Source organism: Chryseobacterium sp. P1-3 (assembly GCF_000738495.1).
GTDB lineage: Bacteria > Bacteroidota > Bacteroidia > Flavobacteriales > Weeksellaceae > Chryseobacterium > Chryseobacterium gallinarum.
The window spans coordinates 543179-555282 of the sequence record NZ_JPEQ01000007.1; the positions used below are offsets into that span (position 1 = coordinate 543179).

11 protein-coding genes and 1 pseudogene are annotated in these 12104 nt (G+C 36.0%); 4 read left to right on the top strand and 8 right to left on the bottom strand.

What is annotated here, in order from left to right; genetic code table 11:
- Positions 1–48: 48 nt before the first annotated feature.
- Positions 49–738, top strand: coding sequence for an HAD family hydrolase (locus HX13_RS11080; protein ID WP_050021117.1), 690 nt, complete (start codon positions 49–51; stop codon positions 736–738).
- A gap of 53 nt (positions 739–791) precedes the next feature.
- Here HX13_RS11080 and HX13_RS11085 read toward each other — a convergent pair whose 3' ends face one another.
- The 5 genes and pseudogenes from HX13_RS11085 to era all read right to left on the bottom strand — a co-directional run bounded on the left by HX13_RS11085 (position 792) and on the right by era (position 7289).
- Positions 792–3194 carry an alpha/beta hydrolase family protein gene (locus tag HX13_RS11085; RefSeq protein ID WP_185113603.1) on the bottom strand — a complete coding sequence of 801 codons (2403 nt, stop codon included), beginning with the start codon at positions 3192–3194 and terminating at the stop codon, positions 792–794.
- A gap of 26 nt (positions 3195–3220) precedes the next feature.
- The gene (locus tag HX13_RS11090) at positions 3221–4180 is read right to left on the bottom strand and encodes a hypothetical protein (RefSeq protein ID WP_157837434.1); all 960 of its coding nucleotides are present in this window, start codon (positions 4178–4180) and stop codon (positions 3221–3223) included.
- Positions 4181–5616, bottom strand: a pseudogene (locus HX13_RS11095) (MBOAT family O-acyltransferase).
- A 419-nt stretch (positions 5617–6035) separates the two neighbouring features.
- A complete protein-coding gene (locus HX13_RS11100; protein ID WP_238555247.1) occupies positions 6036–6347 on the bottom strand; it encodes a DoxX family protein in 312 nt (103 codons plus the stop codon).
- 66 nt (positions 6348–6413) lie between these two features.
- Entirely contained in the window at positions 6414–7289 is an 876-nt protein-coding gene (era, locus tag HX13_RS11105; protein WP_050021119.1) for a GTPase Era, read from the bottom strand.
- 307 nt (positions 7290–7596) lie between these two features.
- On the opposite strand from era, the gene HX13_RS11110 reads away from it, so the two are divergent.
- The 3 genes from HX13_RS11110 (at position 7597) to HX13_RS11120 (ending at position 9780) form a co-directional block, all read left to right on the top strand.
- Complete coding sequence (locus HX13_RS11110; RefSeq protein WP_128572364.1) at positions 7597–8223, top strand: hypothetical protein; 627 nt, start codon at positions 7597–7599, stop codon at positions 8221–8223.
- A gap of 400 nt (positions 8224–8623) precedes the next feature.
- The gene (locus HX13_RS11115) at positions 8624–9187 is read left to right on the top strand and encodes a Crp/Fnr family transcriptional regulator (protein ID WP_050021121.1); all 564 of its coding nucleotides are present in this window, start codon (positions 8624–8626) and stop codon (positions 9185–9187) included.
- A gap of 260 nt (positions 9188–9447) precedes the next feature.
- Entirely contained in the window at positions 9448–9780 is a 333-nt protein-coding gene (locus tag HX13_RS11120) for a DMT family transporter (RefSeq protein WP_050021122.1), read from the top strand.
- 78 nt (positions 9781–9858) lie between these two features.
- Here the strand turns inward: HX13_RS11120 and HX13_RS11125 are convergent, their stop codons facing one another.
- From HX13_RS11125 to HX13_RS11135, 3 genes are all read right to left on the bottom strand, one after another.
- Positions 9859–10626 (bottom strand): class I SAM-dependent methyltransferase, encoded by a 768-nt coding sequence (locus tag HX13_RS11125; RefSeq protein WP_050021123.1) that lies wholly within the window; start codon positions 10624–10626, stop codon positions 9859–9861.
- Positions 10626–11399 (bottom strand): type I methionyl aminopeptidase, encoded by a 774-nt coding sequence (gene map, locus HX13_RS11130; protein WP_050021124.1) that lies wholly within the window; start codon positions 11397–11399, stop codon positions 10626–10628. The genes HX13_RS11125 and map overlap by 1 nt, the downstream gene beginning before the upstream one ends.
- A gap of 186 nt (positions 11400–11585) precedes the next feature.
- Entirely contained in the window at positions 11586–12011 is a 426-nt protein-coding gene (locus tag HX13_RS11135) for a BT0820 family HAD-type phosphatase (protein ID WP_050021125.1), read from the bottom strand.
- Positions 12012–12104 lie beyond the last annotated feature (93 nt).

Consider the following 12104-nt stretch of genomic DNA (forward strand, 5'->3'; position numbering starts at 1 on the left):
TTTATTTTTTATTGTGAATTTTGCCAGCAGAAAAGTACAAAAAGTAAAATGAAAAACCACATCACAACGATTGCCTTTGATGCAGATGATACCCTTTGGAGCAATGAACCTTATTTTCAGGAAGCAGAAAAAGAATTCTGTACACTTCTTGAAGATTATCTCCCTCAGCATTCTGTATCGCAGGAGCTGCTTAAAACCGAAATGCAAAACCTCCACCTGTATGGCTATGGTGTAAAAGGATTCATGCTTTGTATGGTAGAGACGATTGGCAAGGTTTCGGATAATACAGCCCCACTGGAATTAGTTAACAAAGTGATTCAATTGGGTCAGGACCTGCTTCGGAAACCGGTTGTGCTACTGGACGGGGTAACTGAAACCCTCGAAAGTTTAAAAGGAAAGTACAGACTGGTGGTTGCCACGAAGGGAGACCTCCTGGATCAGGAACGTAAACTGAAAAATTCAGGATTACAAGACTTTTTTCATCACATTGAAATCATGAGTAACAAAAAAGAACACGACTATAACAAGTTGCTGAAACATCTGGATTGCTCACCTGAAAACTTCCTGATGCTCGGGAATTCTATCAAATCCGACATTTTACCCGTATTGGAAATCGGTGGTAATGCAGCTCATATTCCTTACCATGTTACCTGGAGCCATGAACAACATGATGTACATCTGAATCATGAGCATTTTATGGAATTAAAAAGTATTGATGAAATTGTAAAATATTTGTGACGGTCATCGATACTAAATAAAAAAGCCCCGTTGTAAGAAACGAGGCTTTCAATTTATTTTTTAAGGCATTTTTCAAGGAACTGATCCTGCTCCCATAAAACATGGAAGATATTTTCTTTTGCCTGGTAACCATGGGCTTCTTTAGGGAGAAGAACCATTTTCACCGGTGCTCCTAAGTTCTTCAACGCCTGGAAGTACCTTTCCGTCTGCAATGTGAAAGTTCCCGGATTGTTATCCGCATCACCATGAATCAGAAGAAGTGGCGTTTTCATTTTGTCCGCATGCATAAATGGAGACATGGTATTATAAATCTCCGGAACATCCCAATAGTTCCTTTGCTCACTTTGGAATCCAAACGGAGTCAGGGTTCTGTTGTAGGCACCACTTCTTGCAATTCCACATGCAAAAAGATTGGAATGCGTCAAAAGATTAGCCGTCATAAATGCTCCATAAGAATGTCCTCCTACCGCTACTTTCTTTTTATCTATATATCCTAACTGATCTACCGCATTGATTGCTGCTTCGGCATTTGCTACCAATTGAGGGATAAAGGTATCATTAGGTTCTGTTTTTCCTTCACCAATAATTGGGAAAGCAGCATCATCCAGAACGGCATATCCTTTTGTTGTCCAGTATATGAAAGAACCGTAAGAAGGGAATGTAAAATCATTCGGGTTCTGGGTGTTCTGCCCTGCTGTATTTTTATCTTTATACTCTGTAGGATAAGCCCAGATCAGTAAAGGCAGCTTTTCTTTTTTAGCTTTTCTGTCGTAATTGGCAGGAAGGTAAAGGGTTCCGGTCAGCGTAACGCCATCGTTTCTTTTATAAGTAATCACTTCCTTGTATACGTCTTTAATACTTTCAAAAGGATTGGCAAAGTTGGTTACCGGTTCTGCTTTATTGGATTTAATATTCTTTTTAAAATAGTTTGGGTATTGACTGGAAGACTGCTGAGTGGTTAAAATCTCGCCTTTTGCAGGGTTAAGAATATCTACAATTCCTTCTTTGGCATTTTTAAGATTTGAACTGTACAGTCTTTTCTTTTTCAATGATTTAACGTCCATTTCATCAATAAACGGATGCTGTCCATCTTTTGTAAATCCTTCTCCTATCAGATAAGCCTTACCTCCTTCCATGTCAACAACACTTCTTCCATATTGATTTTTTACGGTATTAAAGCGTCCCGGGTCGCTGTAAACATCCTGAGAATTCCTGTCATCTATTACCTTTGATTCTCCATTGTTAAGGTCCACAAGGAAGGATTTTGTATTTCTTGTATCATACCATCCTTCGGAAACAATAGCATAATGATCATTCGTCCAGTCTATTCCATCGTATCTCTGTTTGGTTTTAAAGAAAGATTTCGGAGCAGCTGTAAACGGAGCTTCCCATGTAAAGATTTCATCCCGGTATTCAGCCGGTTTATACTGGTCACCTTCGTCAAGCGCTTCTGCAAAAACCAATGTTGACGGGGCGTCATTTCTCCAGGTCATATTTCTTTTTCCTTTTCTTACTGATGAAAAGCCTTTTGGCATGATTTCATTTAAGGGAACTTCATTTACGACTTTTACCACATTCCCTTCTTTATCATACACTGTGGTAGTTGAAGGAAACCTGCTCAAAGGGACAATATAAGAGAAAGGCTTTTTAATAACGGTAGCCATCAGGTAGTTTCCGTCCGGAGAGAAACTTAGCCCTGCATACATATCCTGGTCTTTTACTTTTTTAAGATTTCCATTCAGGTCTACATTATAAATTTCTGAAGCAGTAAGCACTTCAAAATTTTTCTCATCCTGAGGGTTTTTCAAAAGGTCCTGATAGGTTCTGTTCTGTGATACTTTTCCATCTGCTGTAGAAACAATAGGCCCTGTAGGAAGATCTTTACCTGAATCTATCAACGCAGGCCTGTTTTGTGGCAGTGTCCTGATCAATAAACTTTGAGAATTATTGCTCCAAATATAAGGACTCCCTAAATTTGCATTCAGGTTATCCTGTGTCAGCTTTTTAGCTGAAGCCGTTTCCATATCCACTACCCAGAGTTCTACCCCCTTATTGGTTGTATTTGTGAAAGCAAGTTTCTTTTCATCCGGTGAGAACGAAATATAGGTGATTTTTGCTTCAGCAGGTAAATTTTTTATCTGGGATTCATTTTTATCATTAATCTTTCTGATCTTCAGATTATTGAAATAAGTAACAGTACTTGCAATATTGGTAACCGGGTTAATTCTTAATCCTCCCAGCTTCATCTCTTGCTGACTAAGATCCTGTAACGTTTTGTAAGTCGGACGGTACGTGAATACAACCCAATCTTTTTTAGTATTCATCAAAACGCCGGGTGGCCTTTCGTAATCTGCCAGCTTCAGGATTTCAGCCGATGGTTTCTGATACGTAATATTCTCCTGTGCATCATAAAAATTGAGAAATGCCAGAAGGCAAATAGTCAGTTTTATCTTCATGTAATTCATTTTTCACGAAAGTACAACTATTTTACGATTGTTTCTAAAAAAGGAACCATTTTCGTGGAGAGAATTTTAGCCCCTTTTTCATTCAGATGCCCGTAGTCCCATCGGTTTTGACACCAGTACAATTCCGGGTATTCAGCAGGGTTCATAAAATTAATAACCGGAACATTTAATGCGTTTACATAAGAGTAAAACTTTTTACCGTTAGGTTCTGCTGGCCCCGGAATAAACAAGATGAGTTGAATATTTTTCTTTTTGCACTTTTCTGCAAGTTCATTAATTTTTTTAACAACAACACTGTTCGGCTTATAATTTTCATGATCTGCGTAATAATTAACCAATCTTCTTTTAATAACCTTCTTCAGCTCGGCTTCTTTTGTTCTGGGAATACCACTGGAGTCTAAAGGTGAAAAGCCCTGGTTCTGATCTATAGAATAATTATGAGCTTGTTTAACCGCTCTTTCATCCGGCATTTTGTTAAAGTGGAAAACATTAAAAACAAACGAAACGAATGATAGAGCAATCTGTTTGTAGTTATGTTCTTCTTGCTGGGATTTTACGGCAAAAAGTGTATTGTCAAAATTGAAAACTCCAAAACTTCTTTCTGTTTTCAGATTTATACTTGTAATTTTAACCCTGTCCTGAAGTTCAAGTACAATATATTTAGGTTTAAATGAAGGATTTTCCAAAATATATTCCATCGTTTGGAAGCTTTCCAGGTCAAAGCTGGCACTGGCTCCCAGGTTATATGATTTTATTCCGCTTATTTTGCGATCAATCAATTTACAGTCAATCTGATTGTTGATTCTTGAACTTCCAACAAAATACATATTATATTCAGGATGTTCTTTAAGATATTCCAGTTTTGCGTTAAGAAAAGGGTATGAATAATTTTGATTAGGTTTCAAGGCAATCTTGATCAAGCCGATAACGAACATGATAAAAATGAATATGGAGACTAGTGATATAAATCTTTTCATTTAAAACTGGAAATAAATAAATTCATTACTGCCAAAATTGGCAAAATTCAGGATCAGATAAGCCACTGCAATATAAACTATTGCTTGTAACATTGGCTTTTGCTTATGGATTCTCAACCCAAAATCCTGTGTTCTGTTAAGCCATTCCATCCCAAGCATGACCATGATCAGCCCTAATAATTCCGGCCTGAATTCTGTTGGGAAAGCAAACAAACTATCACTGAAAATACCTTTTATATATTGAATTGCAGAAGAAACACTTTCTGCCCTGAAGAAAATCCATGCAAAACAGATGAGTATAAAAGTGAGTAAAATACTGAAAGCTTCCCTTAATGAAGGGATTAATCTTCCTGCAGCCACTACTTCCAGATTCTCTCTATTTTTTTTAGCCAATAGCAATGGAAGAAAAAATAAAGCATTTAATCCACCCCAAATAATAAAAGTCCAGTTAGCTCCGTGCCAGAAACCACTCACCAGAAAGATGATAAAGGTATTTCTGATCTTCATCCACAATCCTCCTTTACTTCCTCCCAGCGGAATGTAAAGATAATCTCTGAACCATGATGAGAGGGAGATATGCCATCGTCTCCAGAATTCGGCGATATCCCTTGAAAAGTAAGGATAGGAGAAGTTTTTTAATAATTCTATCCCGAATAGCCTGGATGTTCCCAATGCAATATCAGAATATCCTGAAAAGTCACCATAAATCTGGAATGCAAAAAGGATTGCTCCTAAAACCAGGTTGCTGGCACTTTCTGTTGGTGCATTATTGAATATCTCATTAACAATGGGAGCACAATTATCTGCAATTACCATTTTTTTGAAAAAGCCCCAAAGAATCTGGGCCATTCCATCTTTTGCTTTTTCATAACTAAAAGATCTTTTTCGCTGTATCTGGGGAAGTAAATGGGTGGCCCTTTCAATAGGTCCGGCAACCAGTAGGGGAAAATAACTGACAAATACAGCATAGTCCACATAGTTTTTCTCCGCAGGAATCCTTTTTTTTGTACACATCTATGACATATGATAATCCATGGAAAGTATAAAAAGAAATACCTACAGGCAGAATGACTTTTAAAGTCCACATATTCACCGTGAATCCCAACCCTTTTAATAATTCTGCAAAATTATCAATGAAAAAAATTATAGTATTTAAAAAAGCCCAAAAACCCGAGATTAATGGCTATACTTATGGTCAGCCATATGGTAGCCGCTCTTTTTGTCTTACTGTTTTCAATCTGTATTCCGGAAAAGAAATCCAAAGCAATGGAAAACATCAGGAGAAACAAAAACCGAAAATCCCAACAACTATAGAAATAGAAGCTGGCTACAAGCAGAAGTATATTCTGATACTTATAATTCTTATTGCATACAAACCAGTATAAAATAAAAACTATAGGAAGAAAAATTAAAAAAGCTAGTGAATTAAATAGCATAATCTCTTTAAACTACCTTATACAATAATTTTGAACACAATGAACTCCCCTATTTCAAATGCTGTGATGATTGTACAAAGAATAGTTTTCACTCATGTATATTTGAGTACCGTGGGAACAAAATGGAATATTCTGTCTGGTTACAGAACGGAGAGGGAAGTTTTTCATATTTATATTTCAAGTTTCAAATATAAAAAATAGAATTTAAATTATCCTAAAATCATTTAAATTCATCATAAAGGCTATTCCACAGTATGCGAAATAGCCTTTATGATATATTGTTTCAAATGAGGAATCTGATCTACCAATCTGAAGCTCTTTTTCTTTTTTCTATCATATAATCTACTGAAAACTTGCCTGGTCCGGTTGCCATCAATAAAAGATAAACAGAAAGATAGATAAGGCTCATTTCTCTTTTTTCAAAAGGATCCGCTCCATGCACAAAAAAAGGCAGCCATTGCCATTGTGAAGATCAGGAACCCTAAAGAGACCCTTGTAAAAAGCCCTAATATAAGTAAAATAGAACATACAAATTCAGCAAAAACAGTAAGAATCAGGGAAATCTGAGGTCCTAATCCCATAAAATCAAAAAATTCAATTTTCCCGCCTGCCAATAACATCTGAAGCTTTGGAAATCCATGGGAAAGCATTGCAAAACCAACAAATACTCTCACCACGAATACAATGATATCTTTGGGTACCGAGCTTGAATTTGAGTTGTTATAGTTCATTTACTAAAAAATTTAGACTAAGGTAATAAAAATCTTTTAATACAACGGGATCACAACGGTTTTAGTTTATCGGTAACCGAAATTTTTTAAATCCCTGTCGTTCTTCCTCCAATCTTTTTTCACTTTAACAAATAAATTTAAGTGAATTTTTTTAGAAAAGAATTTTTCCAGGTCTAATCTGGCTTCAGTACCTACCTTTTTGATAGCCTCCCCTTTATGCCCGATAATGATTCCCTTCTGGGTATCTCTTTCCACATAAATGATGGAATCTATAAAAATAATTCCTTCTTTTTCCTTGAACTGTTCCGTGACAACTTCCACCGAATAAGGAATTTCTTTTTCATAGTTTAAAAGAATTTTCTCCCGGATCGCTTCGTTGACAAAAAATCTTTCAGGTTTATCCGTAAACTGATCCTTGTCATAATAAGGAGGATTTTCCGGCAGTAAAGATTTTATTTTAGGTAGAATAACCTCTGTATTGAAGGCATTAAGGGCAGAAATAGGCAGAATTTCCGCCTTCGGAATCTTATTGTGCCAGTCTTCCACCAGCTTTTCAAGTCCCTCCTGATTGGTCTGATCTACTTTATTGAGCAATAGAAGAACAGGAACAGGAATTTTATTCAGTTTATCAATAAGAAACTCAGATGGTTCTGCTTTATCGGTAACATCTACAATAAACAGGAAAACATCAGCATCCTGCAACGAATCTTTTACAAAATCCATCATTTTCTCCTGAAGTCCATATTTGGGATCTAAAACCCCCGGTGTATCGGAAAATACGATCTGCAGATCATCTTCATTATAAATACCAAAAATTCTGTGACGGGTCGTTTGCGCTTTCTGCGTTACAATCGCCAGCTTTTCTCCCATTAATTGGTTGAGCAGCGTAGATTTTCCTGCATTAGGCTTTCCAACTATATTTACAAATCCTGCTTTGTGCATAAAAAATAATATTATGAAATGCAAAGTTAGTAAAACAAAATTGGTCTTTACTGCTAATCTCAATATTTAAAAAGAAAAGTGCTCTCCTGTCTTCTTTTTAGACTGATATTTAAGGCCGTTCGGAAGCTATATTTATATAATCATATATAGCAAATTTCAACTATTACCAAAATAGATTTACATTTAATGTAAATAATTAAACATATTAATGAATATTTGTTGATTATAAAATAAATTCCTATGTTTGTGACTTAACATAAAATTTTAATAACAATGAAAAAAATTCTTTTTTTTAAGCTCTATGGTAGTGCTTTCATGTTTCAGCTCATGCAGCAATGATGATTCAGCTTTAAATCCCATTAATCAAACGGAACAGTTAAATGATCAAACGAATACCGCCAGTAAAATCAGTGATTCGGATCTTATCAAGATGCTCGAAAACAAATACAAGATATCTATTGCCAGTGACATCAGCATCGATAAAAACTTCCTCAGCTTACTCAACAGTACTTTATTAGCCAACATAGGAACTTCAGGCTATAAATTTTCCGATGGCACTAATGATATGTATGCTATCCCATTTAAAGGAATTCCCACAAAACAATTTGTTTCGAACTTTAAAGATTTCCAGGCTATCATGGAAAATAATGTAGATGGCAACGGGGATGGGGAAATCATTATCACATCTGAAGAAGTAAGGGTGATAAAAGTATTTTCAAAGGGCGTTCAGGTTGATATAAAAGAAGAAACAGGAGTAAAAGAACCTCTTTTGGAAAACGCAAGTATTGCCAATACTGCTAAAAAGCCTTTCAGAAAATGTTTTGATCAGGCGTATGACGATATTTGCGATGGTTTCATTGGCTGCCTGGCATGGTATGCAAGTCCGCTGCCTGCTCTGACATCTGTGGTGTACTGCGGAGTAAAAACTTTATAAATGATAATCCAAATGAAGAAGAATATATTTTTATTAATACTATCGGTACTGACATCATGTTTAGGTTCAGTTTTAAAACTGAACCACGTAAAATGTTCCCGGAGACTTATTATTAGCTATAGGTTCTGTATTATTTATATACTTAGTCATTTATTTTTTAAAGAACAGAAAATTGTATTAAAACAATTTTCATATACATCAGGTCCCGGATATAATCATCCGGGATTTTTTTTACAACTATTTCAAATTTTCCTATCAATAGAGGTTATTTTTTAACAGTATATCTTTCTGAAGTTAACCCTGGTTCTATAATAGTTTTTAATATGAGCATAAAAATGATGTGATTATATTGTATTGCATTACTTAAAACTAATATTTTTGACTATTAGAATTCATTTTTATGAATATAGACCAGATTCTTGATCAGATATATCCCCTTCCACAGGCTTCTAAAAACAGCCTGAAATCATACATCACAGAGGTTTCCTACCCTAAAGGTTTTTGCCTTATGGAGGCTGACAAAGTAATTCCCTATCTCTATTTCATCCGGAAAGGGATTGCAAGAGCTTATTCTCCCACTTCAGAAATTGATATCACGTTCTGGTTCGGAAGTGAAGGCCAGAGTATCCTCTCCATGAAAAGCTATGTAGAAGACAAACCCGGCTATGAAAGTATTGAACTTCTTGAAGATTGTGATTTATATAGATTAGAAACTGAAAACCTGAAAAAGCTTTTCAACGAAGATATTCATATTGCCAATTGGGGCAGAAAACTGGCAGAAGCGGAAATGATAAAATCTGAAGAGCTGATTATTTCGAGACAATTCAAAACATCACTGGAACGGTACAAGGACCTGATGCACAACAACCCTGACCTGCTGAAAAGGGTTCAGCTAGGATATATTGCTTCTTATCTTGGAATTACGCAGGTAAGTTTAAGCAGGATCCGGGCGGAGATTAAGTAAGCTTTTATGGATAGGAGCTGAATATGGAAGTTCTGGCGGTTAAAATTGTTTGTCTCATTAATTAATTAATTAATTAATTAATTTCAACAATTTGAGTTTGGGCTAAAGCCAATGGAATAGATATTTATTTTGAAAGCGGGCTAAAGCCCGCTTCTATTGGATGCAATAGCGTACTTAATCTACCAAAACTCATTTTTTAACAATTTGTAAAATTGATTCTGCTTTCAAATACTGAAATTTGCTAGAGAAAAATTTAAAAAATGAATTGGATAATATTAGTTATTGCAGGGCTATTTGAAGTAGCCTTCGCCTCATGTCTGGGAAAAGCAAAAGAAACATCAGGAACTGAGATGTATCTTTGGTATGCAGGTTTCCTGATTACGATGACAATAAGCATGCTTTTACTGATCAAGGCAACCCAGACATTACCAATCGGTACCGCTTATGCTGTATGGACAGGTATCGGAGCTGTAGGAACGGCTTTAATGGGAATTATTTTCTTTAAAGATCCGGTAAGTTTCTGGAGAGTGTTCTTTATTGTAACCCTTATCGGTTCTGTAGTAGGTTTAAAAGCAGTGTCTTCATCCCACTAAACCTCAGATAACATTAAAGCAAAACAAACTTTCTATCTATACTACAATAAAACCGCCTTCCCCCGGAAGACGGTTTTATTATTTTTTATATACTACGGGCAGAATTTCATTACTTCTTAACCCGTATTTTTTTATTTCTTCTTCTGAAAACTTCTGAGAATAGAAATTGGCTTCCGTTTCAAAACCTACATTTCTTAATCGGTCAAAATAATCCATTCCGTACCAACGGACATGATCATATTGCCCGAAATGTTTCTGACGCTCTTTAGGGTCCTTAATAGAAAAGTCTTCGTATGTTTTTTCCAATGAGTTTTTCATCGGAACCTGAAGAATTCCCCAGCCTCCGGGCTTCATTACCCTGTATAATTCCCTCATCGCTTTAGCATCGTCTTCGATATGCTCCAGGACATGATTACAGAAAACAATATCGAAACTGTTGTCCTCAAAAGGTAAATCCAGAATATCAGCTTTCACATCTACAATCGGAGAATATAAATCAGCAGAAATATAATTCAGATTGCTCATTCTTTTAAATTTCCTCAGAAATTCCTGTTCCGGCGCAATATGCAGGACTTTATAGCTTTTAATAAAAAAATCAGTTTCATTTTGAAGATACAGCCACATCTGCCGGTGTCTCTCCAGACTTAATGTTCCCGGAGAAAGGGCATTTTCTCTCTGCTTTCCATATCCGTACGGCAGGAATTTCCTGTATGATCTTCCATCAATAGGATCATAGAAAGTATCTCCTTTAAAAAGCTGATAAATAAGAGGCCTCGCCCAAATACTCATTTTAATAAGCACCGGGCGTGGAATTTTATTCAATAAAAGCTTGGTTAGTTTTTTCATTAAAAATCCAGTTGGAATGGCTTCTCTTCATCACTTACAATTCCCAATGCTTCATACACGTATTGGAACGTTGAAAGCAATACCGGCTTACCGTTGATTACGGCTACATCATGTTCAAAATGAGCAGATGGCATATTATCCAAAGTCGTTACCGTCCAGCCATCATTATGGAATTTCACTTTTTCAGTACCAAGATTGATCATCGGCTCAATAGCAATTGCCAAACCATCTTTGATTACTTTTCCGCTTCCCTGTCTTCCATAATTAGGAACCTGAGGATCTTCATGCATCTGTCTTCCCAAACCGTGTCCTACAAGCTCTCTTACTACTCCGTATCCTTCTTTTTCACAATGTGCCTGGATAGCATGAGAAATATCTCCTATTCTTTTCCCCCTGATACATTGTTCAATCCCTTTATACAAAGATTCTTTAGTCACCTGTAGCAGTTTTTTTACCTCAGGTTTTACTTCACCAATCTCGAAGGTATAAGCATGGTCTCCTACAAAACCGTTAAGAATTACTCCACAGTCTACGGAAAGAACATCTCCTTCTTTTACGACTTCCTTATTGGGAAAACCATGAACAACCTGTTCATTTGGAGAAATACACAGGGAATTTGGAAAACCTCCGTATCCTAAAAAAGCGGGTTCTGCACCATGATCTTTGATAAAATCATGTGCCAGTTTATCCAGATATAAAGTAGTAATTCCCGGCTTGATTTCTTTAGCCAACATTCCCAGTGTCTTTGAAACCAAACGGGCACTCTCCTTCATCAGACGTAGTTCGTCTATCGTTTTTTAATTGAATCATTGTTATAGATGTTAAATATTAGATGTTAGAAGCTAGATTACACCGTTATGTGTATTTCTATATTATAACAATCTAGAGACTTTTACTGAACAAAAGCAGAAGCTTTGATAGGATTAAAACTAATTCTAATATCGCGCTTCTGATGTATCTTACCAAAAAAGTCCTTTTTTCTTTTCTTTTTTAAGTTTTGAATAAGGAAGAACCTCTCTTCCTTCTACACGGAATTCAATTCTTTCCTGAATAATATTATAGATTTCTCCCCAGCCGGGAAATCCTCCTAAATTCCTGTCATCAATGAACCAGTCTGCATCCAGTTTTCTGGATTGGCTGGCAGGATCGAAAACTTCTCCTTCAAAACTTGAATTCACAGCATAAAATTCTATTCCGTTTTTTCTACAGAATTCTACAGCTTCATCTAACGTTTTTCCGTGTCTGTATGTCCAAAGAATCAATCTGAAGCCTTCCGCCTGAAGTCTTTTCAATGTTTCGAAAGCAAAAATTTTAGGTTTTCCAATTGCCGGATAAGCGTCATCTACAATGGTTCCGTCAAAGTCAACAGCAATTTTTTTTATTATTTAACATTTTGTCCTTTTTTAGCTTTGCAAAGATAAGAAATAAAAAGAGTGCCAAAAAGAAAGGCACTCAATACTTTTATAATTTAAAATAAT